Source organism: Streptomyces sp. NPDC093089 (genome assembly GCF_044754405.1).
Classification (GTDB): domain Bacteria; phylum Actinomycetota; class Actinomycetes; order Streptomycetales; family Streptomycetaceae; genus Streptomyces.
In genome coordinates, this window is record NZ_JBIVPA010000002.1 from 620,615 (window position 1) to 645,393 (window position 24,779).

Annotated in this window: 21 protein-coding genes and 1 pseudogene; 10 read left to right on the top strand and 12 right to left on the bottom strand. The window is 73.0% G+C overall.

The window, feature by feature from the left end; translation table 11 throughout:
• Window positions 1–174 precede the first annotated feature (174 nt).
• The 3 genes from ACIQFX_RS06495 to ACIQFX_RS06505 are packed head-to-tail and all read right to left on the bottom strand — an operon-like array spanning window position 175 to window position 3,378.
• On the bottom strand, window positions 175–1,035 hold the full coding sequence (locus ACIQFX_RS06495; protein ID WP_402459408.1) for an acyl-CoA dehydrogenase family protein: 861 nt from the start codon (window positions 1,033–1,035) through the stop codon (window positions 175–177).
• Window positions 1,036–1,042: 7 nt separating this feature from the next.
• The gene (locus ACIQFX_RS06500; protein WP_402459410.1) at window positions 1,043–2,176 is read right to left on the bottom strand and encodes an acyl-CoA dehydrogenase; all 1,134 of its coding nucleotides are present in this window, start codon (window positions 2,174–2,176) and stop codon (window positions 1,043–1,045) included.
• A complete protein-coding gene (locus ACIQFX_RS06505) occupies window positions 2,176–3,378 on the bottom strand; it encodes an amidohydrolase family protein (RefSeq protein ID WP_402459412.1) in 1,203 nt (400 codons plus the stop codon). Before ACIQFX_RS06505 ends, ACIQFX_RS06500 begins: the two co-directional genes overlap by 1 nt.
• 158 nt (window positions 3,379–3,536) lie before the next feature.
• Here ACIQFX_RS06505 and ACIQFX_RS06510 point away from each other — a divergent pair, with 158 nt between their 5' ends.
• Window positions 3,537–5,048 carry a class I adenylate-forming enzyme family protein gene (locus ACIQFX_RS06510; RefSeq protein WP_402459414.1) on the top strand — a complete coding sequence of 504 codons (1,512 nt, stop codon included), beginning with the start codon at window positions 3,537–3,539 and terminating at the stop codon, window positions 5,046–5,048.
• On the opposite strand, the gene ACIQFX_RS06515 is transcribed toward ACIQFX_RS06510, so the two are convergent.
• Window positions 5,017–5,406, bottom strand: a complete 390-nt coding sequence (locus tag ACIQFX_RS06515) for an STAS domain-containing protein (RefSeq protein WP_402459415.1) — start codon at window positions 5,404–5,406, stop codon at window positions 5,017–5,019. The two genes, ACIQFX_RS06510 and ACIQFX_RS06515, sit on opposite strands and share 32 nt — an antisense overlap.
• Window positions 5,407–5,586: 180 nt before the next feature.
• On the opposite strand from ACIQFX_RS06515, the gene ACIQFX_RS06520 reads away from it, so the two are divergent.
• Together ACIQFX_RS06520 and ACIQFX_RS06525 are read left to right on the top strand one after the other, a co-directional pair.
• Window positions 5,587–6,168, top strand: coding sequence for a sigma-70 family RNA polymerase sigma factor (locus ACIQFX_RS06520; RefSeq protein ID WP_402459417.1), 582 nt, complete (start codon window positions 5,587–5,589; stop codon window positions 6,166–6,168).
• Window positions 6,165–7,523 carry a maleylpyruvate isomerase N-terminal domain-containing protein gene (locus ACIQFX_RS06525; RefSeq protein WP_402459419.1) on the top strand — a complete coding sequence of 453 codons (1,359 nt, stop codon included), beginning with the start codon at window positions 6,165–6,167 and terminating at the stop codon, window positions 7,521–7,523. The genes ACIQFX_RS06520 and ACIQFX_RS06525 overlap by 4 nt, the downstream gene beginning before the upstream one ends.
• A gap of 286 nt (window positions 7,524–7,809) precedes the next feature.
• Here the strand turns inward: ACIQFX_RS06525 and purU are convergent, their stop codons facing one another.
• Window positions 7,810–8,661 carry a formyltetrahydrofolate deformylase gene (gene purU, locus ACIQFX_RS06530; protein ID WP_402459420.1) on the bottom strand — a complete coding sequence of 284 codons (852 nt, stop codon included), beginning with the start codon at window positions 8,659–8,661 and terminating at the stop codon, window positions 7,810–7,812.
• A gap of 159 nt (window positions 8,662–8,820) precedes the next feature.
• A complete protein-coding gene (locus ACIQFX_RS06535) occupies window positions 8,821–9,264 on the bottom strand; it encodes a hypothetical protein (protein ID WP_402459422.1) in 444 nt (147 codons plus the stop codon).
• 203 nt (window positions 9,265–9,467) lie between these two features.
• Between ACIQFX_RS06535 and ACIQFX_RS06540 the strand changes: the two genes are divergently transcribed.
• Window positions 9,468–10,745 (top strand): ABC transporter substrate-binding protein, encoded by a 1,278-nt coding sequence (locus ACIQFX_RS06540; protein ID WP_402459424.1) that lies wholly within the window; start codon window positions 9,468–9,470, stop codon window positions 10,743–10,745.
• Window positions 10,746–10,891: 146 nt separating this feature from the next.
• Here the strand turns inward: ACIQFX_RS06540 and ACIQFX_RS06545 are convergent, their stop codons facing one another.
• Entirely contained in the window at window positions 10,892–12,349 is a 1,458-nt protein-coding gene (locus tag ACIQFX_RS06545; protein ID WP_402459425.1) for a hypothetical protein, read from the bottom strand.
• Between the two features lie 212 nt (window positions 12,350–12,561).
• Window positions 12,562–13,944 carry a transcriptional regulator gene (locus ACIQFX_RS06550; RefSeq protein WP_402459427.1) on the bottom strand — a complete coding sequence of 461 codons (1,383 nt, stop codon included), beginning with the start codon at window positions 13,942–13,944 and terminating at the stop codon, window positions 12,562–12,564.
• A 268-nt stretch (window positions 13,945–14,212) separates the two neighbouring features.
• Here ACIQFX_RS06550 and ACIQFX_RS06555 point away from each other — a divergent pair, with 268 nt between their 5' ends.
• The 5 genes from ACIQFX_RS06555 (at window position 14,213) to ACIQFX_RS06575 (ending at window position 19,301) form a co-directional block, all read left to right on the top strand.
• Window positions 14,213–14,899, top strand: a complete 687-nt coding sequence (locus ACIQFX_RS06555) for a bifunctional DNA primase/polymerase (protein WP_402459429.1) — start codon at window positions 14,213–14,215, stop codon at window positions 14,897–14,899.
• A 75-nt stretch (window positions 14,900–14,974) separates the two neighbouring features.
• Entirely contained in the window at window positions 14,975–15,865 is an 891-nt protein-coding gene (locus ACIQFX_RS06560; RefSeq protein ID WP_402459431.1) for an ABC transporter ATP-binding protein, read from the top strand.
• Complete coding sequence (locus tag ACIQFX_RS06565; protein WP_402459433.1) at window positions 15,862–17,514, top strand: transporter; 1,653 nt, start codon at window positions 15,862–15,864, stop codon at window positions 17,512–17,514. Before ACIQFX_RS06560 ends, ACIQFX_RS06565 begins: the two co-directional genes overlap by 4 nt.
• A 361-nt stretch (window positions 17,515–17,875) precedes the next feature.
• A complete protein-coding gene (locus tag ACIQFX_RS06570) occupies window positions 17,876–18,541 on the top strand; it encodes a DUF4097 family beta strand repeat-containing protein (protein WP_402459435.1) in 666 nt (221 codons plus the stop codon).
• Between the two features lie 187 nt (window positions 18,542–18,728).
• Entirely contained in the window at window positions 18,729–19,301 is a 573-nt protein-coding gene (locus ACIQFX_RS06575; RefSeq protein WP_402459595.1) for a dihydrofolate reductase family protein, read from the top strand.
• 168 nt (window positions 19,302–19,469) lie between these two features.
• On the opposite strand, the gene ACIQFX_RS06580 is transcribed toward ACIQFX_RS06575, so the two are convergent.
• Window positions 19,470–20,504, bottom strand: coding sequence for an aminoglycoside phosphotransferase family protein (locus ACIQFX_RS06580; RefSeq protein WP_402459436.1), 1,035 nt, complete (start codon window positions 20,502–20,504; stop codon window positions 19,470–19,472).
• 272 nt (window positions 20,505–20,776) lie between these two features.
• Here ACIQFX_RS06580 and ACIQFX_RS06585 point away from each other — a divergent pair, with 272 nt between their 5' ends.
• The gene (locus ACIQFX_RS06585; RefSeq protein ID WP_402459438.1) at window positions 20,777–21,850 is read left to right on the top strand and encodes a GNAT family N-acetyltransferase; all 1,074 of its coding nucleotides are present in this window, start codon (window positions 20,777–20,779) and stop codon (window positions 21,848–21,850) included.
• 547 nt (window positions 21,851–22,397) lie between these two features.
• Here ACIQFX_RS06585 and ACIQFX_RS06590 read toward each other — a convergent pair.
• The 3 genes and pseudogenes from ACIQFX_RS06590 to ACIQFX_RS06600 form a co-directional block, all read right to left on the bottom strand.
• Window positions 22,398–22,724: pseudogene (locus ACIQFX_RS06590) on the bottom strand (M15 family metallopeptidase); the annotation flags it as partial.
• A 451-nt stretch (window positions 22,725–23,175) separates the two neighbouring features.
• Complete coding sequence (locus ACIQFX_RS06595; RefSeq protein WP_402459439.1) at window positions 23,176–24,216, bottom strand: hypothetical protein; 1,041 nt, start codon at window positions 24,214–24,216, stop codon at window positions 23,176–23,178.
• Window positions 24,217–24,226: 10 nt separating this feature from the next.
• Entirely contained in the window at window positions 24,227–24,778 is a 552-nt protein-coding gene (locus ACIQFX_RS06600) for a GNAT family N-acetyltransferase (RefSeq protein WP_402459441.1), read from the bottom strand.
• Window position 24,779: the final 1 nt, after the last annotated feature.

Here is a 24,779-nt window from a genome sequence, read left to right on the forward strand (position 1 = left end):
GCGGGCATTCCCGGACACGGGGCCGCCTCAGGGGCGACACCGGGACGATCCGGGCCAACGAGCACTCGCATCCCACGGAGAGTACCGGAGCCGGAGGCCGACTCCGGGCCGTGACGGCCCCGCCGAAGGACACAACCCGATATCGACATTCCGTCACCGCGCGAACGCGCAGCGCTACAGTGCCGCCGCCACCACCTCCTCCGCCCGCGCGCCCGTCATCCCCAGCCGCGCCCGCACCCACGCCCGCTTCAGATGCAGGTGCACGTCCGCCTCCCAGGTGAAGCCCATCCCCCCGAACACCTGCAGGCAGTCCCGGGCGTTGCCCGTCGCCGCCTCGTCGGCCAGCAGCTTCGCCCCCGCGATCTCGACGGGATCCCCGGTGACGGCGGCGGCCCGCACCGCCGCCCGCGCCAGCTCGGTCCGCACGAGCATCCCGGCGCACAGGTGCTTCACCGCCTGGAACCCGCCGATGACCTGCCCGAACTGCTCCCTCTCCCGCGCGTACCCCACCGCCGCCCCGGTCGAGGCCTCCGCGCTCCCGACCTGCTCGGCGGCGAGGAGGAGGACCCCCGCCGCGCCGAGGCTCCCCGCGGCCCCCGGCACCCTGTGCAGCGGCGTCAGCGGATCGACCGACCGCAACGGCACGGCTCCGGTGACGTCCCCCAGCACCACGTCGGCCCCGTCCCTCCACGGCACCAGCCCCTCCGAGGCGGACGTCACCACCACGGAGCCGTCCGCCGCCCCCGGCACGGAACCCGCCGCGAGGTGCGTCGCGACCAGCGGCCCCGGCAGCAGCACCCGCCCCGCCTCCTCGAAGACGAGCACCGCCTCGGGGAGCCCGAGCCCCACCCCGCCGTCCTCCTCCGGGAGCCGCAGCGAGAAGAACCCGGCGGCTCCGAGCTCCCGCCACAGCGCCCGGTCCAGCCCCGGGGAGTCCACGGCCGCCCGCAGCGCCTCCCGGTCGAAGAGCCGCGCGAGCAGCTCCCGTACGCCCTTCCGCAGGGCCCGCTGGTCCTCGGTGAGTCGGAAGTCCACGGCGGGGTCACCGGCCCTTCGGCAGGCCGAGGATGCGCTCGGCGACGATGTTGCGCTGGATCTGGGAGGTGCCGGCGGCGATGGTGTACGAGAGGGAGGACAGCCGGTCGAGGGTCCAGTCGCGGTCGAGGTCGAGCGCGTCGGGGCCGAGGACGGTGGCGGCGGCCTCGTACAGCTCCTGGCGGGCTTGCGAGTAGTGGAGCTTGAAGACGGACCCGCCGGCGCCGGGGACGCCGCCGGTCGCCTGGGCCTCGCTGACGTTGGCCTGGGTGAGCCGCCAGAGCGCCTGGAACTCGGCGGCGAGCCGGCCGAGCCGGCGGCGGAGGACGGGGTCGTCCCAGGTGCCGTTCTCCCGTGCCGTGCGGGCGAGTTCGCCGAGGAGGCGGCGGCAGGCGACGACCTCACCGACGAAGGCGGTGCCGCGTTCGAAGGAGAGGGTGACCATGGTGACCCGCCAGCCGTCGTTCTCGTCGCCGACCCGGTTCTCCACCGGGACGCGGACCTCGTCGAGGAAGACCTCGGCGAACTCGGTGGAGCCGGCGAGGGTGCGCAGCGGCCGCACGGTGACGCCGGGCGCGTCCATGGGCAGGGCGAGCCAGCTGATGCCCCGGTGCCTGGGGGCCGCCGGGTCGGTGCGGACGAGGAGTTCGCACCAGTCGGCGACCTCGGCGTGCGAGGTCCAGATCTTCTGCCCGGTGACGACGTACGCGTCCCCGTCCCGCACGGCCCGGGTCCGGAGGGAGGCGAGGTCGGAGCCGGCGCCGGGTTCGCTGAAGCCCTGGCACCAGACCTGGTCGCCGCGGAGGATCGGAGGCAGCCAGCGGGCGCGCTGCTCGGCGGTGCCCTCGGCGGCGATGGTCGGTCCCGCGTGGAGGAGGCCGACGAAGCCGGCGCCGACGTAGGGGGCGCCGGCGAGTTCGGTCTCCTCCAGGAAGATGAGCCGCTGGGTGGGGGACGCGTCCCAGTGGACGCCGGCGTATCCGGCGTCGTGCAGCCTGCGCTGCCAGCCGCAGTCGTACGCCCGCCGGGCCGGCCAGTCGAGCGGGTCGGGTCTCGGCGGGAGGGCGGGCAGGGTGGCGGTGAGCCACGCGCGCAGCCGGGCGCGGAACTCCTCCTCCTCGTCGGTGCAGGTGAGGTCCATCAGGCGCGTCCGCGGTCGAGGTCGAGGCCGAGCATGCGGATGGCGTTGCCGCGCATGAGCTTGTAGACCGTCTCGTCGTCGAGGCCCTGCACGTGGTCGAGGGCGACCTCCTTGGTGTGCGGGAAGGTCGAGTCGACGTGCGGGTAGTCGGTCTCGAAGGTGGCGTTGTCGCGGCCGACGACGTCGAGCGAGGCGATGCCGTGCTTGTCGCGGAAGAAGCAGCAGAAGATCTGCCGGTAGTAGTACGTGGACGGCGGCTCCGGGACGAGGTCGCGGACGCCGCCCCAGGCGCGGTGCTCCTCCCACACGTCGTCGGCGCGTTCGAGGGCGTACGGGATCCAGCCCATCTGGCCCTCGCTGTAGGCGAGCTTGAGTCGCGGGAACTTCACCAGCACGCCGCTGAAGAGGAAGTCCATCATCGAGGCCATGGCGTTGTTGAAGCTGAGCGAGGCCTGGACGGCGGGCGGGGCGTCGGGGGAGGCGGCGGGCATCTGGCTGCTGGAGCCGATGTGCATGTTGACGACGGTGCCGGTCTCCTGGCAGACGGCGAAGAAGGGGTCCCAGTAGCCGGAGTGGATGGAGGGGAGTCCGAGGTGGGTGGGGATCTCGGAGAAGGTGACGGCCCTGACGCCGCGGGCGGCGTTGCGCCGGATCTCGGCGACGGCGAGGTCGATGTCCCACAGCGGGATGATGCACAGCGGGATGAGGCGGCCCCCGCTGTCGCCGCACCACTCCTCGACCATCCAGTCGTTGTAGGCGCGGACGCAGGCGAGGGCGACCTCCTTGTCGTGCGCCTCGGCGAAGGTCTGGCCGCAGAAGCGGGGGAAGGTGGGGAAGCAGAGGGAGGCCTCGACGTGGTTGAGGTCCATGTCCTCCAGGCGGGCGGCCGGGTCCCAGCAGCCGCGCCGCATCTCCTCGCGGGTGATGCCCTCCAGGGTCATGTCGTCGCGGTCGAAGCCGACGGCGGCGATGTTGCGCTTGTACGGGAACTTGAGGTCCTCGTAGATCCACCAGTCGGTGGGCGGGCCTTCGGGGTCCATCGTGATCTGGTACTTGCCGGCGACGTAGGCGAGCTCGCCGATGCCGGCGGTGAGCGGCCGGGGGCCGCGGTCGCGGTACTTCTTCGGGAGCCAGGTCTCGAAGAGGTGGGCCGGCTCGATCACGTGGTCGTCGACGCTGATGATGCGGGGCAGTTCCGTCATGGAGCCTCTCCCGGATTGGGCGGACCGCTCCCGGCCCGTTTCTGATGACCCGTCAGATCTGACGGGATCAGGCTAGCCCCGCACCCCTGGACCGACAAGCGTCGGGCCTCTACGCTCACCGCACCATCTGACGGAACGTCAGCCAAGAGGAGTACGGGATGAACGAGACCGCACACGCCCTGGGCGAGTCCCGCACGCTCTGGGAACTCGTCGAACGCCGCGCCGCACTCACTCCCGACCGGCCCGTCCTGCTCCAGGGCGACCGCGTCCTCACCTTCGGCGGCCTCCGGGACCGGGCCGAGCGGTGCGCCGCCGGACTCCACGACAGGGGCGTGCGCGCCGGGACGGTCGTCGCCTGGCAGCTGCCCACCCGCATCGAGACCGCCGTGCTCTCCTTCGCGCTCGCCCGCATCGGAGCCGTACAGACGCCGGTGATCCCCTTCTACCGGGACAAGGAGGTCGGCTTCGCCCTGCGCGCCTCACGCGCCGAGCACTTCGCCGTCCCCGGAATCTGGCGCGGATTCGACCACACCGAGATGGCCCGGCGGCTCGGCGCACCCGGGATCCTCGAAGCGTACGAGGACCTCCCCGACGGCGACCCCGCCGTCCTGCCCCCACCGCCCGCGTCGGGCACCGACGTCCGCTGGATCTACTGGACCTCCGGCACCACCTCCGACCCCAAGGGCGTCCTCCACACCGACCGCTCGCTCCTCGCCGGCGGCTCCTGCCTCGCCCACGCCCTCGAACTCACCGAGGCCGACGTCGGCTCGATGGCCTTCCCGTACGCGCACATCGCCGGACCCGACTACACGGTGATGCTGCTCCTGTACGGGTTCCCCGCCGTCATGTTCGAACAGTTCGCACTGCCCGACGCCCTCGACGAGTACAACCGGCACGGCGTGACCGTCGCCGGCGGCTCCACCGCCTTCTACTCCATGTTCCTCGCCGAACAGCGCAAACAGCCCGACAAGCCCGTCATCCCCACCCTCCGGCTGCTCGCCGGCGGCGGCGCGCCCAAACCGCCCGAGATCTACCACGCCGTGCGGAAGGAGCTGGGCTGCCAGCTCACCCACGGCTACGGCATGACCGAAGTCCCCATGATCACCATGGGCGCGCCCGGCGACACCGCCGAGAACCTCGCCACCACCGAAGGGCGCCCACCCACCGGCATGGAGATCCGCATCACCGGCGACGGCGAGGTCCGGCTCCGCGGCGAAGCCGTCTGCCGCGGCTACCTCGACCCGGCGCAGACGGCCGCCGCCTTCGACGACGACGGCTTCCTGATCACCGGCGACGTCGGGCACCTGACCCCGACCGGCCACCTCGTCCTCACCGGACGGATCAAGGACATCATCATCCGGAAGGGAGAGAACATCTCCGCCAAGGAGATCGAGGACCTCCTCCACCGCCACCCGGACGTCGGCGACGCCGCCGTCATAGGCCTCCCGGACCCCGAGCGCGGCGAACGCGTCTGCGCCGTCGTCGAACAGCCCCCCGGCGCCGCCCCGCTGACCCTGCCCGCGGTCACGGCCTTCCTGCGGGAGGCGGGCCTCTCCGTCCACAAGCTGCCGGAACAACTGGAACTGATGGACGCGCTCCCCCGCAACGAGACCCTCCGCAAGGTCCTCAAGTACCGGCTCAGGGAACGCTTCGGTCCGGCTCCCCGATGAGCGCCTCCGGCACGCCCTCGTACACCTCGAAGAGGCGCCGCACACCGAGCGCGGACAGCACCCGGTCGACGTGACCGTCCCCGACGCCCTCGTCCTCCCCGACCCGCCCGGGGAGGATCAGGCGCAGCCGGCCGCCGCACGAGCGGAGCAGCCGGCGCGCCGCGATGAGGACGCCGACGCCGCTCGAGTCGCAGAACCGCACGCCCGACAGGTCGACCACCAGGTCGTGCCGCCCGCCCGCGACGGCGTCGTGGACGCTGCGGCGTATCCGGGGAGAGGTGACCAGGTCCAGTTCTCCCCGGATGCGCAGAACCGTCCAGGAGCCGTATTCGTCCTCGTCGACCTCGATCGCTGTCACGGACGCCGCCTGCCCCACCGGCACGGGCCGAAACCCCGGGATCCAGGGATGACGCATTCCTTACCATCCACACCTGCGTCAAGGGCGCACTTGCGGCAAACAGGCGTGCGCCCCCGGTGCCGCGCACTACTTTGGACGGGGAAAGGGCTGGACCGGAGACCAGGAGGGGCGGAGGGCCGGATGACGACGAACACACCACTGCGCTGGGACCGCAAGATGCAGCAGCGGCTCGCCCGTGGAGAGGCCGCCGCGCTCGGCGAGCTCTACGACCGGTTCGCCGCCCTGGTGCACAGCCTCGCCCACCGCGTCCTCGACGACGACGCGGCCGCCGACCAGATCACCCGCGAGGTCTTCGGCTACATCTGGGAGAACCCCGACGCCTACGACCCCAAGCAGGGCAGCATGCGCGCCTGGGTCGCCCGGCTCACCCAGCGCCAGGCCGTCCACCGGCTGCGGCAGGCCGAGACGACGGCCTACGCGGAGACCGGACTCGGCTCCGCCGAGGAACTGGAGCAGAAGGTCCGCCGCGCCAGCATCGCCGCCCGCGCCGACTACATCGTCACCTCCATGCCGGCCCCCCTGCGGGCCGCCCTCGAACTCGCCTACTTCCAACGGCGCGACTACCGCCAGACCGCCGCCGACCTCGGCGTCACCGACGACGAGGCCCGCCGCCGCCTCCGCCTCGGCCTCCAACTCCTCTCCACCGCCAACACCCGCCCCCTCGGCGGCTCCTCCCCACCCGGCTACGGACCAGCCCTGTGACCGAGCCCGACGACACCGACGACGCCCCCCGCACCCCCTGGATACCGGGCCCCCGCCCCTCACCCGACGACCACGCGAACCTCGACACCCACCCGAGCCCGTGGCCATGGCCGAGCGCGCCCGAGGACGGGGCGGGGCTTGGCGTGGACGAGGCGGGGCATGAGGCCGGCGGGCCGGAGCGTGGCGCGGACGAGACCGCACACCACGCGGGCGGGCCGGGACTTCACGCGGGCGGGCCCGAGCCCGAGGTGCTCGTGCTGAGCCACGCGGTGCTCAAGTCGCTTCTCGGGGCGTGGGCGCTCTCGGCGTGCTCCAGCGGCGAGACCAGGGCCGTCGAGGACCACCTCACGGCATGCGCGCCCTGCGCCGACGAGGCGCTGCGGCTCCGCGACGCGGTCGCGCTGCTCCACGAGGACCGCGACCTCGACCTCGACCCGCTGCTCCGCTCCCGGGTCCTGGAGAACTGCCTCGGCCGCCGCCCCGCCCGCATCCCCGTCCCGGACTGGGTCACCCCGTACGACGCCGAGACCGCCCGGCTCGACGCGCTCCTCCGCGACATCGGCGAGTCCGAGTGGCACGCGCCGGTACGGCTCAAGTGGTACGAGGAGGACCGCGTCGTACGCCGCAAGGCCACCGTCGCCGGTGTCATCGGCCACCTCCTCGCGGTCGACGGCCTGGTGTCGGCCGCGCTGGGCCTCGACGACCCGCTCGGCACGGGCACGCCCGAGCTGTCGCCGGCCGAACGCACCGAGGCGTTCTGGACCGGGCTCGACCGGCCGCCGAACCGGGCGCTGCGCGACCCCTGGCGTGAGCAGAGCCACACCCTGATCCGCACCGTCTCCTTCGCGGGGCGGGGCGTCGCCGACCTCACCGTCACGTACAAGGACTTCGCGCTGCCGCTGCGCGACTCGCTCCTCGAACGGGCCTTCGAGTGCTGGCTCCACGCGGACGACATCGCCAACGCGATCGCCTACCCGTACGCCCCGCCCAGCGGCGCCCACCTCCACGGCATGATCGACCTCGCGGCCCGGCTGCTCCCCGCGGCCCTCGCCACCCGGCGCCGCACCGGGCTCGCGGGCCCGGCCCGGCGGCTCGTCGCCGCGGGGACGCCCGGCCGCTCCCTCCACCTCGAAGTCGAGGGCGCCGGGGGCGGCCACTGGTACATCCCCCTCGACTCCCCCGCCGCGATCGGCTCCCCCGAGCAGTCCGTCGCCCAGGTCGCCATGGACGGCGTCGAGTTCTGCCAGCTCGTCGCCGGACACATCTCCCCGGAGGAGGCCGCCGCGGGGCAGGACGGTGACCGCGAGGCCATCCGCGACGTCCTCTCCGCCGCCGCCTCCCTCAGCCGCCTCTGACCCCACCCACCCCAGCCCTCCGGGACGCCGCCCCCTCGCCCTCTGCGGGCGACACCCACCCCCGTCGCGGGCCTGCGCCCCACGGGGACGACACCCACCCCGTTCCGGACAATCGTCCGCCAAGACCGTTGCCCACCCCCGTTGGCGGCCATCGTTCCGCTGGGGCGGCGCCCACCCCGCCCGGCCGGGCCCACCTCGTTGTGGGCGATCGTCCGCCAGGGGCGTGGGCGCGGGCGCGGCCCGCACGAGGAGCGGGCCCGGGCCCGCGGGCGCAGGCCCGTAGGGGTCAGGCGAAGACGACGGTGCGGTGGCCGTTGAGGAGGATGCGGCGTTCGGCGTGCCATTTGACGGCACGGGCGAGCGCCTGGCACTCGACGTCCCGCCCGATGGCGACGAGCTGGTCGGGCGTGACCTCGTGCCCGACGCGCTCGACCTCCTGCTCGATGATCGGACCTTCGTCGAGGTCGGCGGTGACGTAGTGCGCGGTGGCCCCGATGAGCTTGACGCCCCGGGCGTGGGCCTGGTGGTACGGCTTGGCGCCCTTGAAGCTGGGGAGGAAGGAGTGGTGGATGTTGATGATCCGGCCGGACAGCTGCTTGCAGAGGTCGTCGGAGAGCACCTGCATGTAGCGGGCGAGGACGACGAGCTCGACGTTCTGTTCGCGGACCAGTTCGAGGAGCTCGGCTTCGGCGGCGGCCTTGGTGTCCTTGGTGACGGGGATGTGCCGGAAGGGCAGCCCGTAGGAGCCGACGAGTTCCTCGAAGTCGGTGTGGTTGGAGACGACGGCGACGATCTCGACGGGCAGTGCGCCGATGCGGGAGCGGAACAGCAGGTCGTTCAGGCAGTGCCCGAACTTGGAGACCATGAGCACGACCCGCATGGGCTGGTCGGCGCAGTTGATCTGCCAGTCCATCTCGTACGCGTCGCCGACCGCCACGAAGCTGGCCCGCAGCTTGTCCACGTTCACCGGGGCCTCGGCGGAGAAGTGGACGCGCATGAAGAAGAGCCCCGTGTCCCGGTCTCCGAACTGCTGGCTGTCCTCGATGTTGCAGCCGGTGATGAAGAGGTAGCTCGACACGGCGTGCACGATGCCCTGCTTGTCGGGGCACGAGAGGGTGAGGACGTACTGATCGGTCATTCCGGCAGCCTGCCACACCCGGATGCGCCGGGTGACCCTCCGTCCGTCAGGCGGAACGGTTCGCGGACGGTTCGCGAGCGGTTCGGGGGCGGCTCGCGAGCACCGCGCGTGCGGTGCGCGAGCCGGGGCGCGAGCGGCGCGCGAGCCGGGGGCGGCGGGTCAGGAGCGGGTCATGATGCGGAGGACGTCGAGGGTGCGCGGGGGCGCGTCGGGGTCCTCGCCGTCGGCCTGCGCCATCCGTACGTGTGCCTCGCGGGCGGCGCGTACGGCTTCGGGCCAGCCGGGGTGTTCGAGGTAGGCGGAGACGGGGGCGTCGGGGCCGACCTGGTGCATGATCCGGAGGACGCGGAGGACGGCGACGTCGACGAGGGCGGCCTCGCCGGTGTCCCGGAAGACGGCGCCCACGTATTTCTCGGCGGACCAGTTGTCGAGCCAGGTGTCCTCGACCAGGCGGTAGACGGCGTCGGTGACGTCGCCGTACCCGTCGAGGCCGGCCAGCCAGGTCGTCTCGTGGAACCCGGGGTCGGAGAGCATGTGCAGCGCGGAGCGCACGTTGATGCGCCAGCGCCACCAGGGCATGTCGTTGAGCGGCATGCCGCCCATGGTGGAGGAGCGACGGCCGCGACGGGAAGAGTTAACCGAACCGGAGACTGGACTGGACACGTTTCGATCGTACGTTCCCTTGCGGAATAAGCGGACTCACCCCCTCCTCATCCAGCCCCGGCCCCCGTAATTCACCTTCACGTCACCCATCGTTGAACCGTGCTCACTCCCGCGTTACCCGTGAGGCGGAAATGTGCATGCCCATGACCGGTAGGCGACTGACCTCACTCCTCGCGTACGTCACGACCGCGGCGACGGGAGCGTCGCTGCTCACCGGGTGCGGCGTGCTCCCTGGAGCCACGGGGGGCTCCAGGGAGCCCCTCACGGTGATGACCTGGGCTCCCGACCAGACCCGAGCGACCAACATGCCCGGCATGCCCGCCATGGCACAGGCCTACGCACGGTGGGTCAACTCCCAGGGCGGCCTCGACGGCCACGAACTGCGCGTCCTCACCTGCAACGAACAGAACACCTCCGCCGGCGCCGCCGACTGCGCGCGCCGGGCCGTCCGCGAGAAGGCGGTCGCGGTCGTCGGCTCGTACAGCCAGAACGGCCGCGCCTTCATGGCCCCCCTGGAGGCCGCCGGCATCCCGTACATCGGCGGCTACGGCATCTCGGAGGACGAGTTCACCAGCCCGCTCTCGTACCCCGTCAACGGCGGGCAGGCCTCCCTGATCGCCGGGCACGGCATGCAGCTCGCCGAGTCGTGCCGGAAGGTCTCGCTCGTCCGGCCCGACACCATCGCCGGGGACAAGCTGCCCGGCCTCCTCAACTCCGGCCTCCGCAAGGCCAGTCACCGCAGCGCGATCGACATCCCGGCCCTGGAGGACGCCGCCGAGTACTCGAAGCAGGCGGACCGGGCCCGTACCAAGGCCGGCGACGAGGACGGCTGCGTCACCGCCGTGCTCGGCGAGCGCACCCAGACCTTCTTCGACTCCTTCCGCCGACTGCCGGACGGCGGGCGGCAGGACGACGCGAAGGGCGGGGACGAGGCCGTCCGCATCTCGTCGGTCCTCGGCAGTGTCGGCCAGCCCGTGATCGACCGCACCGGCGGCGCCCACAGCCCCTTCGAGGGCGCGTACGTCACCGGCTGGTACCCGGAGGCCGCCGACAAGAGCTGGGCGCCGATGCGCAAGGTCATCCAGGAGCACGCGTTCGCCGACAACCGGGTCGACCCGGCCGACGCCGGCGTCCAGACCACCTGGATCGCGTACACGGTCCTCAGGAAGGTCGTCGAGGGCCTCGACACGGACACGGTCACGGCCGCGAAGATCAGCCACTCCCTCGACCGGGGCGCGCGGATCGACACCGGCGGCCTGACGCCCGTCCTGCGGTGGAAGTACGAGGACCTGCTCGGCGCCCCCGGATTCCCCCGGATCGTCAACCACGAGGTGACGTTCCAGGTGGTCCGCCAGGGACGCCTCGTGGCGCAGAAGCCCGGCTTCGTCGACGTCGGCGAGACCGTCCTCAGCGCCCCCTGATCCGACCCGACCGACCTGATCGACCCGATCGAACTGACCGACCCGACCGACTTGACCGACCCGATCGAACTGACCGACCTGACCGACCTGACCGACTTGACCGACTTGATCGACCGGACGCCCCCTGCGGCCGGGGGCGGTCCGCCCTACAGCTGGGAGTAGGTCCGCTTCTCCAGTCCGTACTTCGTGGCGGTCGGGTTCCACAGCCCGGCCGCCTTCTTCTTGGCGGTGGTGGCATCGCTGCTCTTGGCACTCGCCGCGATCAGCTGGTCGGTCGAGCGGGCCTTGCCGCCCTTGCAGGCCTTCTTGGACTTCATCTGGTCGGCCCAGGCGGCGTAGTGGTCGTCGGCGGACGCCGAGGCCTGCCAGGCCTCGGTGAGGGCCGCCGTCAGCGCGGCGGTGTCGGGGATCTGGTCGACCGACAGCGACTGGAGCTTGGTCACCAGGCCGCGGCGCTGCTCGGCGGCGCCCCGCAGGTCGGTGGCCGCCTTGTCGAGGTTCTTGCACTGCTTGATGGACTCGACGGAGTTGATCACCGTGTCACGGCTGCTGCTGCTGGTCGCGAGGAGCTTGCTCAGTTCCTGCGCCTGCGCCTCCGCCGGGTCGGCGGGCTTCTCCGCGGGCGCGCCGGTGGAGGGCGCGGCGGAGCTCGCCGCCACGTTCTGGCCGCCCGCCCCGGGGTCCTTCTTCTCCTCCCCGCCGCTGAGCAGCGCGCCGGCGCCGAGGCCGACGACCGCGCAGCCGATGACGACGGCGGCGATCAGCGCGACCGGCGACTTGCGGCGCGGCGCGGGCTCGTCGTCGTCGTAGTAGGCGTCCTGGTAGCCGTACTGCTGGGGCTGCTGGGGCTGCGGCGGCTGCTGGAAGCCCTGCTGCGGGTGCTGCTGGTACGCGGCCGGGGCCGACTGCTGGTAGCCCTGGGTCGGCTGCGGGTGCTGCGGGGCCCTGGGCGCCTGCGGCGCCTCGGTGCGGAAGAGGCTGTCGAACTCCGCGGGGGGCTGCCGCTCACCGGACGCCTGCCCCGGTACGGGGGCGATGAACTGGGTCGCGCCCGACGCCCCTGCCGGCCCCGCGCCCTGCCCGGCGCCCTGCTGCGGCAGCTGGCCGGCGCCGAGGAACTGGGTCGCCGAGCCCCCGCCCTGCTGCGGCGGCACCGGGGCGATGAACTGCGTGGCCTGCATGTCGCCGGCGGCCTGGGCGGCCGGCGGCGGGTACCCGTAGCCGGGCTGCTGCGCCTGCACCGGCGGCATCGCGCCCGGGACCGGCGCGATGTGCTGGGTCGCCTGCATGTCCGCGGCGGCCGGACCGCCGGGCTGCGGGTAGCCGTACCCGGGCTGCGGCGGCGCCTGCTGCGGGAAGGACTGGGGAGCCTGCGGGGCCTGCTGCGGCGGTACCGGCGCGAGGTACTGCGTCGACTGCATGTCCGCGGCGCCCGGCGCCGCCTCCGGGGGCAGCGGCTGCGCGGGCGGCAGCGGCTGCCCGCCCGGCTGACCGCCGGCGGGACCCCAGGCGCCGCCCCACGGCTGCGCTCCCCCGTGGGCACCGTCGTGCGCGGGGGGCACCGCCGGGTACTGCGGCTCCGGACCCTGTCCGTTCTGCGTCACCGGGACTCCTACTGATAAACCTATGGAATCGTCGGCTCACGCTACCGGGTGCGCCCGGGGCTCCGCACACACGTGTGAGCCCGGTTACACAACCTTCTCGGCGCCCCCTTCTCGACTCGGCCTTCTCGACGCACCCTTCTCGCGCATCGTCGCGATCGCCTCCCCCGGCCCACGAGCCGGACGACCCGCGAGCCGGGCAGGGCCCGCCGGGCCTACGCCGCCGCGAGGTCCATGCGCGCCCCGAACTCCCGCACCACCGCCTCGCCCGCGTACGGCTCCAGGCGCTCCCTCAGGTCCTCCAGGTACTCCGCGCCCCGGGACGACCGCAGCGTGCCCAGCAGTTCGAGGGCGTGCGTCCCCGTGCGGCAGGCCTGCTCGATCTCGCGCTGCTGGACGCGCGCCGAGGCGAGGAGCGCGAGGCCGATGGCGCGCCGCCGCGCCCGGGTCTCCGGGTGCCCGGCGATCGACTCCTCCGCCGCCCGCGCCGCCGCGTCCGCCTGCCCCAGGTCCCGGTGGCAGTGCGCCAGTTCGTCCGCCAGGTAGGCGTGGTCGAAGTGGGCGATCCACACCGGGTCGTCGTCCGCCTCCGGATCGGCCTGGTCCAGGGCCCCCACGGCCCGGCCGGCCGCCGACTCGAAGGCGCCGACGTCGCCGAGCAGGGCGTGGCCGCGCGCCTCGGCCGCGAGGAACATCGCCTCGGCCCGCGGCGGCACCTTCCCGCGTGTCCCCTCCTGCGCGGCCCGCGCCAACTGGGCGATCTCCCGGGGGTTTCCGAGCTGGGCGGCGAGGTGGCTCATCGACGCGGCCAGGACGTACCCGCCGTAGCCCCGGTCGCCGGCGGCCTGCGCGAGGCGCAGCGCCTGGATGTAGTAGCGCTGGGCCAGGCCCGGTTCGCCCGTGTCGACCGCCATGTACCCGGCGAGTTCGGTGAGTCGCGACACCGCCGCGAACAACTGCCGTCCGACGGACTCCCGGTAGGAGCCGGACAGCATCCCCGACACGACGCTGTTGAGGTAGTGGACGACGACCGGCCTGACGTGGCCGCTGCCGAACCGCCGGTCGAGGTCGACGAGCGCGCTCGTCATCTCCCGTACGGCCGCCACGTCCGCGACGCCGACGCGGGCGCCGGCGAGCCGGGCCACGTGCGTGTCGGGGACGGTGATCAGCCAGTCCCTGCTGGGTTCGACGAGCGCGGAGGCCGCCACCGCGGAGCCCGAGAGGAAGTCCCGGCGGCCCACGTCGCTGCGCCACAGCTCGCAGACCTGCTCGATCGCCCCGGGCACGGTCGGCGCGAACTGGAGGCCCACCCCGGCGGCGAGGTTCCGGCCGTTGGCCATGCCGACCTCGTCGATCGTGACCGTGCGCCCCAGCTTGCGGCCCAGCGCCTCCGCGATGATCCCGGGTGCCCGGCCGCGCGGCTGCTGCCCGCGCAGCCAGCGCGCCACCGACGTCTTGTCGTACCGCAGGTCGAGGCCGCGCTCCGCGCCGATCATGTTGACCCTGCGGGCGAGGCCGGCGTTGGAGCAGGCCGCCTCCTGAATGAGCGCCTGGAGCCGTTCGTTGAGCTGACGCGGAACGAGTGGCCTGGCTGCCATGAGTACCCCCTGAGGCCGTGCGGTGATCACCGGAGAAGTGATCACTGCCCGGTGAATATCCGGTCAATGCCGATGTGAACACGCGAAACCGGACACGTCTGCCGCGAGGATGAGCCACCCCGCCGCCGACGCCCCCACCTCTGCGTACCCACCCCCGCTCCCCGGCCCCCCGCGCGCCCCCGCGCGTGCACCGATGCGCCCCGCATGCGGGATCGATGCGTCAACACGCCCGCGACCCCGCCCGTAACCCCAGGTGGCGGGGGCAGTTGTGCTCACCGTGGAAGAGACCATCGGAGTCACGGAAGCCGCACAGATCCCCCAGCAGCGAGGCGAGCAGCTACTGGACAGCGCCGTGCGGTACGCGGAAGAGCGGCACTGGGACGTGTTCCCCGGGACCTGGCTTGAGGCCGTCGAGGGCAGGGAGCGCTGCTCCTGCGGCGCGGAGGCGTGCGCCGTCCCCGGCGCCCACGCGGTCAAGCCCGACTGGTCGACCCAGGCCACCGGGAGCGGGGTCGGGGCGCGGCGCATGTGGTCGAAGACGCCGAAGGCGTCGATCCTGCTGCCGACCGGCCGGACCTTCGACGCGATCGAGGTGGCCGAGTCCGCCGGCTTCCTCGCGCTCGCCCGCATGGAGCGGATGGAGCTGACGCTCGGCCCGGTGACCTGCACCCCGGACCGCCGGATGTACTTCTTCGTGCTTCCCGGCGCCGCCGCCAAGGTGCCCGACCTCGTCCGCAAGCTGGGCTGGACGCCGGCCGCCCTCGACCTCGTGACGCGCGGCGAGGGGCACTACGTGGCGGCCCCGCCGACCCGGATCGGCGGCTGCGGCGCGGTGCAGTGGGCGCGCCGCCCCACCCCGGCCAACCGCTGGCTCCCGGACGCCGAGGAGTTGATCAGCCCCCTCGCGTACGCGTGCGGCCGGGAAGCGGCGGAGGCGAGGAGCCGCACGTCGTGACCCTGGGGGCCTGCCGACCCCGCGCATAGGGTGGTGCCCGTAAGGATGACGGGGACGACCGAGGGGTTGACGTACATGCCTGACCAGGCATTTGACGGAGCGCTCGACAAGGCGGGTGCCGCACCGGGCACCACACCGGCCGACGGTGCGGTGCCCGCGGTGCGTATCGAGGGACTGTGGAAGCGCTTCGGCCAGCAGATCGCCGTGAACGGGATCGATCTCGTCCTGCCCGCGGGGAAGTTCATCGGGCTCGTCGGGCCCAACGGAGCCGGCAAGACCACCACACTCTCCATGATCACCGGACTGCTCCGCCCCGACCACGGACGCATCCTGGTCGCCGGGCACGACGTCTGGGCCGACCCGGAGTCGGTCGCCGAGGTCAAGGCGCGCATCGGCATCCTCCCGGAGGGCCTGCGGATGTTCGAGCGGCTCTCCGGCCGCGAACTCCTCGCGTACAGCGGGCGGCTGCGGGGGCTGCCCGGTGCCGAGGTCGACAAGCGGGCCGCGCAGCTCCTCGACGTACTCGACCTGACGGGTTCGCAGAACAAACTGGTCGTCGACTACTCGACCGGCATGCGGAAGAAGATCGGCCTCGCCGCCGCGCTCCTCCACAACCCCGAGGTCCTCTTCCTCGACGAGCCCTTCGAAGGCGTCGACCCGGTCTCCGCGCAGACCATCCGCGGCGTCCTGGAGCGGTACACCTCCTCCGGTGCGACCGTCGTCTTCTCCAGCCACGTCATGGAGCTCGTCGAGTCGCTCTGCGACTGGGTCGCCGTCATGGCCGCCGGCCGCATCCGCGCCCAGGGCCCGCTGTCCGAGGTGCGCGGCACCGCACCCTCCCTCCAGGCCGCCTTCCTCGAACTCGTCGGCGCGAACGGCCGCACGGCGGCCGGCGACTCGCTGGACTGGCTGGGCGGCGGGGGCTCCACGGGCGGCGCGGGCGGCGCGAACGGGGCCGAGGGATGAGCGCCACCACCTCGACCGTCCCGGCACCCCCGGTGTCCCCCGCACCCCCCGTACCGTCCCTCACGTCGGTCTTCGTACGGCTCAAGCTGTCGCTGCTGCGCAACGGGCTGCGGCAGTCGGGCGGGCGGACCGCCGCGTACCTCTCCACGATCGTCTTCGGCACCGTCTTCGCCGCCGCGATACTCCTGGCCTTCGTCCTCATGCGGGGCAGCGCGGACGCCGACAGCATCGCGATCCTGGTCACCGGGTTCCTCGCGCTCTCCTGGACGGTGATGCCGCTGTTCATCCCGAGCGGCGACGAGACGCTCGACCCGTCCCGGCTCGTGATGCTGCCGCTGCGGCCCCGGCCGCTGGTCCGGGCCCTGCTCGCGGCCTCCCTCGTGGGCATCGGCCCGGCCCTCACCCTGATCCTGGTCCTGGGCGCCGCCCTGGCCGTCGCGCACGGCGCCGCCGCCACCGTCCTCGCGATCCTCGCCGTCCCGCTCTCGGCGGTGACGTGCGTGGCCCTGTCCCGGGCCGTGGCCGCCGCCAACGTACGGCTGCTCACCTCCCGCAAGGGCCGTGACCTCGCCCTCCTCAGCGGCCTGGTCATCGCGGTCGGCATGCAGCTCGTGAACTTCGGCGCCCAGCGCCTCGGCCAGGCCGGCGGCCTGGAGTCGCTCGAACCCGCGGCGGCCGTCGTCGCCTGGCTGCCGCCGGCCGCCGCGATCGGCGCCGTGGACGCGGCGAGCAACGGCGACCACGCGGTGGCCGCGGCCCGGCTGCTCCTCACGGCGGCCGCGCTCGCCGGGCTCGTCCACTGGTGGCAGCGGAGCCTCGTACGCCTGATGGTCGAACCCGACGGCTCCACCATCGGCGCGGCCGCCGACGCGGGCGTCCGCGAGAAGGCCGACGGTACGGGCCGGCTCGCGCGGCTCCTGCCGGGCGGCCGCACGGGCGCCGTCATGGACCGCAGCCTGCGCTACATCTGGCGCGACCCGAAGACGAAGGCCGCCTGGGTGACCTCGCTCGCCATCGGCCTGATCGTCCCGCTCTTCAACGCCTTCCAGGGCGTCGGCTCGATCTACTTCGCCTGCTTCGCCTCCGGCATGCTCGGCATGCTGATGTACAACCAGTTCGGCCAGGACGGCTCCGGCTTCTGGATGGTCGCGCAGACCATCTCGACGACCGCCGACGCCTACGCCGAACTCCGCTCGCGCGCCCTCGCCATGCTCACCATCACCCTGCCGTACACGGCCCTCGTCACCGCCGTCACCGCCGGCGTCCTCGGCGACTGGTCACGGCTCCCCGAGGCCCTCGGCCTCGCCTTCGCCCTGCTCGGCGCCATGATGGGCACCGGCGCGATCACCTCGGCGATGTTCCCGTACTCCATCCCCCAGGACAGCGGCTACAAGAACGTCGCCCCCGGCCAGGGCGCCCTCGCCTGGATGTCGATCCTCGGCGGCATGCTCGCCGGCGGTCTCCTCTGCGGCCCCCTCATCGCCGCGACGGTCCACCTCCACCTCTCCGACCACCAGTCCCTCCTCTGGCTCGTCCTCCCCCTCGGCACCCTCTACGGCGGACTCCTCGTCCTCGCGGGCCTGAAGCTCGCCGCCCCGCGCACGGCGAAGCGCCTGCCGGAGATCCTGGCGGCGGTCAGCAAGGGCTGACACCCCCTCACCCGTACGACCCCGATGGCCCGCTCGCACCATCCGAGCGGGCCATCGGCGTACGCGGGAGGCGGGGGCGGGGGGCGGAGGCGGGGGCGGGGGGCGGAGGCGGGGGGCGGAGGTGGGGAGCCTCGGCCCCTCGGGACCCGGGCACTACGCACCCGTTGCCCGTCGTGGCGTTCACTCACTAGTCATTGCAATGTCTAGATCGATCCGCATTGCGTTACCCAACAATCCATTGCAACAACTTCACGGCATCTACCTGCAATTACAGGCTTCTTACGCAACGAGCCAGTTGCTGAACCCAGAAAAGCAACGTAGCGTTTCCATCATCAGAAACACGGAGTCCAAGGAGCTCGTCATGCAGAAGTTCGCCACCACCGCCCCCGTCGCCCTCTCCCTCGCCATCCCCGCCGGGCGCGTTCGGATCGTCGCCGACGACCGTGCCGACGCCACGGTCGAGGTCCGGCCGGCGGAGCCCGGGAAGAAGCGGGACGTCCGCGCCGCCGAGCTGGCCGTCGTCTCGTACGCCGACGGGGTCCTCGGGATTCACGCTCCGCAGCCCGAGAGCCAGTTGACCGGCCCCTCCGGGGCCGTGGAGGTCACCGTCCACCTGCCCGCCGGCTCCAGCGTCGCGGCCAGGACCGACGCCTGCGAGTTCAGGGGCGTCGGTCGGCTCGGCGAGGTCGCCTTCGAAGGCGCGTACCGCCGGATCACGCTCGACGAGGCCGCCGCCGTCCGCCTCACCGCGGTCGAGGGCGACGTCGAGATCGGCCGGCTCACCGGTCCCGCCGACATCTCCACGACCCGGGGCGACATCCGCATCGCCGAGGCCGTGCGCGACACGCTCGTACTCTCCACCCAGAGCGGCGACATCACCGTCGGCGCCGCCGCCGGAGCATCCGCCGCACTGGACGCCGGCACCGGCCTGGGCCGTATCACCAACTCCCTCCGCAACAACGGCACCACCGACCTCGACATCCGCGCCACCACCGCACACGGCGACATCACCGCCCGCAGCCTCTGACCGACCCCGGCCCCTGACCGACCGCAGCCTCCGACCGACCGCAGCCTCTGATCAGCTGCGGTCGCCGACCGGCCGCACGACGGCGGATTGCCGAGAATCCCGCCCGGCACCGATGAGTTCGGCCGGGCGGCCACGTCCTACTCAGTGAAGCAACGACGACCCACGCCCCATGAAGAAGGAACCCCAGATGCGCACCCTGATCAGCACCGCCTTCATCTCGCTCGACGGTGTCGTGGAAGGCCCGGGCGGCGAGCCCGGCTACCGCAACTCCGGCTGGACCTTCAAGGACATCGACTTCGTCGCCGAGGCGTACGACATCAAGGCCCGCGAGCAGAAGGAATCCGCCGCGATCCTCCTGGGCCGCGCCAGCTACGAGGCGTTCAGCCCCGTCTGGCCGGACATGGCGGACTTCGCCGACTACAAGGTCATGCCCAAGTACGTCGTCTCCACCACCCTCTCCGAGGACGACCTGGTGTCGAACTGGGGCGAGACCACGATCCTGCGCTCCCTCGACGACGTCGCCGCCCTCAAGGAGACCGAAGGCGGCCCGATCATCGTCCACGGCAGCGCCGCCCTGAACCACAGCCTCTCGGACGCCGGCCTGATCGACCGCTACCACCTCCTCGTCTTCCCTCTCCTCCTCGGCGCGGGCAAGCGCCTGTTCAGCACCACCGACAAGGACACCCAGAAGCTGAAGCTGGTCGAGCACGAGGCGTATGCCAACGGCCTGCAGAAGAACGTCTTCGACGTCGTCCGCTGACGCGGGGAGACGGGGAGACCGGGAGACCGGGAGACGGGGAGGGGGCAGGGGGTAGGGGGTAGGGGGTAGGGCGGCGACCGAGGGGCCCGCACGGGGCCATGTGCGCCGGGCGAGGCCGGGCGGGCCGTGCGGGGGCGTGGCGGGGGCGTGCGAGACCCCGCGAGGGTCTTACCCGTCAGCCAGTACGCGCGCGAGTGTCGCCCGACCCGCTGGACCCCAGGTCGGTTTGCCGCCGGGCAGGCCCTGGTCTCCGGCGCGACCGATGTCGATGAGCCCGGCGGCACGGAGGAGGGCCCAGCCGCGGGCGCGGCGGATGGTGGCCTCGTCCAGGTCCACGGCGCCGACGCGTTCACCGGCGCGGGCGGCGTCATCGGCGCGGGCGGCGTCGCGGGAGCGGTCGGCGTCGCGGGCGCGGTCGGCGTCGCGGGCGCCGTCACCGTGGCCGTGGCCAGCGCCAGCGCCAGCGCCGTGACGGTACGCCTCGAAGAAGCGCGAGACCGCCCCGGCGGAGGGCAGGAGGAGCCACGCGGCCGAGAGGTCCGTGGCCGGGTCGCCGGAGCAGAGTTCGCCGAAGTCGAGGACGCCGGAGAGCGTGCCGTCGGTCACGACGACGTTCGCAGGGTGCAGGTCACCGTGCAACCACACCGGCGTTCCCCGCGCCTCGGGCGCGGCGAGGGCGTCCTCCCACACCCGCCGTACGGCCGCCGCGTCGGCGAACTCGGACAGGAGTCGCAACCCCTTCTCGGCATCGTCCACATGAGCGGACAGCGGCACACCCCGGTGCGGGTTGACAGGCGCCTCCTCCGGCGCCTCGCGGTGCAGAACCCGCAGGAAACCCGCCAGCGCCTCGGCCGCGTGCTCCCCCCGCGTGACGGGCGCCGCGTCGGCGGGTTCTCCGGCGACCCACCGGGCCACCGTCCAGAACCGCGGGAAACGCTCGGACGGCTCCCCCGTACGCACCGGAACGGGCACGGGCAGCGGCAGCGGCGGCGCCAGGACGGGCAGCCAGCGGTACTCCTTGCGCAACAGGTCCGGGGCCCGTTCCGTACGAGGCATCCGCACGGCCAACTCTCCTCCGACCCGCCACAGTTGATTGTCCCAGCCGCCCGGCACCTCCCGAATGGGCAGCTCCGCGAGATCCGGGTGCTGCTCCCTGAGCAGCCCTCGGATCAGCTCCTCGTCGATCTCGATCTGCGCGTCCATGGCATCACCAGTCCTGTTCCGGCGACCCTGAGGACCGGGGTCCCGGGGTCCCGGGGTCCCGGGTTCCTGGGTCCCTGGGTCCAGAGGCCGCTCGTGTCAGCTGTCTTTCGGCAGTGAACCCTCGTCGCCGCGTCTCGGGCCATACGATCACGATCGCGTTCCCGACACGTCGGGAACGTCGGAACGTCGAGACCTGCTCGGGGCGTCGAGGCGTTGCCGGGACGTCGGAACGCCGAGGCGCCGGGACGCCGTCGGAAGGTCCGGGGGGCGTCGTGGGCCTCGGCGCGGCCATCATCGGCGTGAACAGCACCGGCGAGGACAACGGCGCCATATTGGTCGGCTCCCTCAATGCCCGTACGGGACACACCATGTTCTCCGCAGTCGCCGTCCCCATCAGCGCGGACCAACTGGTCACGGACATCACCCCCGAGCAGACCCAGAACGCGAGAGCACCGCTCCTGGCCTCGCTCGGCTGCAACGACCTCCGCATCCCCGGCATCGCCCTCGCCCGCCTGCACCCCTCTCCCCCTACTCCACCCCACGCCTCTCCCTGCCCCGCTTTCCGGCCTGCCGGAATTCCCTTGCGACGTGCCGACCACGCCGACGATCCTCACCGCATGGACCTTCCGCAGGCGCAATCGCAGCCGCAGGCGCAGCCCGAGCCTCTGCCACAGACCGATTCAGAGTCGGAGTCGGAGTCGGAGTCGCGCATAGGGGCCGACTCGCGGCCCCACCCCGGGTCGCGGGTCGAGCCCGAGTCCCAACTCCCGGACGAGTCGCCGGATCTGCCGCAGACCCGTATCGAGCTCGACGGCGGTCTGACGCTGCGCACGTTCGAGGGCGAGGCGGACCTTCCGGAGTTCTTCCGGGTCATCGAGGAGTCACTGGAACACCTGCGGCCGTGGATGCCCTGGGCCTCCCAGCACAGCCTCGCCAATACCGCCGCCTTCCTCGACGGCCGCGCCGAACTCTGGGCCGACGGCGACGGGTACAGCTACGCGGTCGTCCTCGACGGCGCCATCGTCGGCAGCTGCGGGCTGCACCGCCACGACGAGGAAACCCCCGCCGACACCCTGGAGATCGGGTACTGGCTCCACCCCGCGACCACCGGCCGCGGCATCGCCACCCGCGCCGCCCGCGCCCTCGTCTCCCAGGCGTTCCGCATCCCCACCATCCACGCCATCGAAATCGTCCACGACGCCGCCAACCACCCCAGTGCCGCCGTCCCCACCCGACTCGGCTTCACCCCCCACCTCCAGCGCCCCCACACCCCCACAGCCCCCGCCGAAACCGGCACCGACCAAATCTGGCGCCTCACCCGCACCGCCTGGTCCTCACCTCTGTAACCCGTGTCCCGTAAGGCCCGTACTGCCCGTACGGCCTGTGCGGCCTGTACGGCCCGCGCGGCTTAAGCGGCCTGCGCCTCCCGCCGCCGTGCAGCCGCGACGGGTGCCGCCTGCTGCGCCCACGCGTCCTCGTAGCGCCCGCCGCGTTGGCTGAGCCCGTACCCGCCCGACCGCTGCGTGGGCTGCGCCCGCGCGCCCTGCCGCAGGGCCTGCCTGCCTGAGCTACGCCCTCGCTGTCGCACGGCCCGCCTGTGCAGGCTGCGCCCGCCACCCTGGCCCACCTCCGTGCGGCCACGCACCCGCGCGCCCCTGGCGGACGATTGCCCACAACGGGATGGGCCAGGCCCAGCCGGACCGGGCCGGGCCGGCCGGACGTGCGGCGTCCGTTGTGCCGCAACGGGGTGGGCCGGGCCAGGGCACGCCGTCCGTTGCGTGCAGTGGGGGCAGGCCGAGCCGTCCGTTGCCCCTCGCAGCACGAGTGGGCCGGGCTGGAGTGGGCCTTTTGTTGCACCGCAACAGGGTGAGTCAGGCGAGGGCGCGGGGCGGGTCAGGCGCCCCGGGGCAGTTCCGTCGGGCCGTAGAGGGCGGAGGGGGCGCCGGTGGTGAGGGCCCAGTAGCGGTCGCCGTAGGACCAGTGCCACCACTCGGTGGGGTAGTTGACGAGGCCGGCGGTGGTGAGGGCGGTGGAGAGGAGGTGGCGGTGGGTGCGGGCTCGGGGGGTGATGTGGGGGGCGTGGGTGTAGCAGGCGCCGTCGCTTTCTTCGGGGCCGGCGTTGATGCGGGTGCCGAGGTCGAGTTCGCGGCCGGAGGGGGCGGAACGGCGATCCAGGTCCGCACCAGCGGGCTGCCCGAGATCGACGGCGCTCCCGGCGGCGTCTTCACCCTGCCGACCCCGGAGGGCGACCCCGGCAGCTTCGGCCTGGCCGGCCTCCTCATGACGTTCCTCCGCAACACCGTGGACCAGGACGTCATCCGCACGTCCTGCTTCATCCCCAGCATCAGCGCCGTCGCCGCCGGCGACATCGACGACCAGAAGGCGCTCTACAAGCCGATCACCCCGGACGCCAGCGCACTCGACGCGTTCCTGTGCGCCAGTCGCAACGAAGCGCACACCACGATGACCGAGGAACTCGGCGCGTGGATCGTGAACGAGATCGTCTCCGGCAGCTGACCTTCTCAACTGACCTTCCTCAGTCGACCATCCTCAGTCGACCTTCCTCCCCGGGGCGGGCGGGCCGAACCGAAGCGAGCCCGCCCGCCCTGGGCCCGCCCGCCCTGGGCCCGCCCCCTCCACCGGCCCCGCCGACCCGCCGGCACGGCACCCCCTATCCGTACGCCTCGCGGCGCCTGCTCAGGCGGGGGTCGCGGATGGCGGGGAGGCCGGCGAGGGTGAGGGTGAAGGCGTAGCGGTGGGGAGTGAGCGGGTACCAGGGGCAGGGGACGAAGGTGTAGTCGTCACGGAGGACGCCGGGCGGGAGGACGCCGGTGGCGGGGGTGGGAGAGGTTTCGCCGGGGTGGACGAAGTGGGCCCAGACACCGCTGTCGAGGGGGACGACGGGGGCCTCGTCACCGGATGGGCGCCAGGGGTCGCCGGTGAGGGGATGGCGGGGGACGAGGAGGACGTCGGGGCGGGGGCGGGGGGCCGGGACACCCGGGCCGGCCAGGCCTACGGAGCGGGTGTCGGGACCGGCGGGGAGGCAGCGGTCCACGGCGGGGCCGAACAGCTCGGCGACGGGGCCGGCGGGCAGGATCACCGGACGGTCCCCGGTCACGGCCACCAGGTGGGCCAGCGCGACGCCGAGCGCCGCCTCCCAGCGGCGGCTCCACGACCCGTCGAGTTCGAAGAGCGGGGCGCGGTGGTCCGGGCGCGCCAGGTCGTCCCAGTCAGGAGGCGGAACGGCCGGGAGCCCCGAGGGTCGGCGTACGACCGCGTCGGGCTCCAGCCAGACCGCCTGCCACATGCCGCAGTCGTCCATGCGGGTCGCCACGGCCCGCCCGCACCCCTCACACGCCAGATTGGGGCCGTCCCGGCCGTCCACTCCCCGGCAGTACCCCTCGCACTTGTCGAGGATCAGCGTCATGGCCCGCGAGTCGCCGGGCGCGACGACGATCCTGTTCCGCGCGCCGAACGAGACCCGGTGCACCCGCGCGTACACGCCCTGGCACGCGGCCTCGTCCTCCCCGACCTCCTCCCACAGCCGCCAGGGCGGCCCGGTGGGCCGCGGCTCGACGGCGTACGTCCCGGGATCCATCAGCGGCGGATGGAGCTCCTCCCACCCCCCGAAGTGGGTGTGGACGGGAAGCGCGACCCGCGCCACCGGCGCCGTGAGTTCCGTGCCGCAGCCGGCACACGCGAAGAGGTCCAAACAGCCGCTCCTAGGGGGTGTCCTGCGCCGTCGCCGGCTTCCAGTCCCGGGCCAGCAGCCCGAGGACCACCTCGTCGAGGAACTCGCCCATCACCCAGGCCGACGAACGCAGCACGCCCTCGCGCACGAAGCCGCTGCGCTCGGCCGACCGCAGCATCGCGTGGTTGTCCGACAGCGTCTCGATCTGCAGCCGGTGCAGCCCGCGCACGACGAAGCCGTACCGGCAGAGGGTCGCGACCACGTCCGTGCCGTAGCCCTTGCCGCGGGCGGACGGCAGCAGGCCCAGGCCGATGTGCGCGCCCCGGTTGTGGTTGTCGATGCCCCACAGGTTCGCGCTGCCGATCAGCGTGCCGCCCTCCAACTCCACGACGGAGAAGGAGACGTTCCGCTGATCCGACTCGTCCACGACGAGTCGCGGGTCCTTCGAGCCCGGCGTGAGCGGCCGCCACGGACCGGCCTCCGCACGTTCGGAGTTGACCACGTCGTCGTACAGCTCGGTCCGCAGGATCGGGATGTCCTCGTCGTACCGGGCCCTGAGCCCGATCGTGCCGCCAGTAAGCATG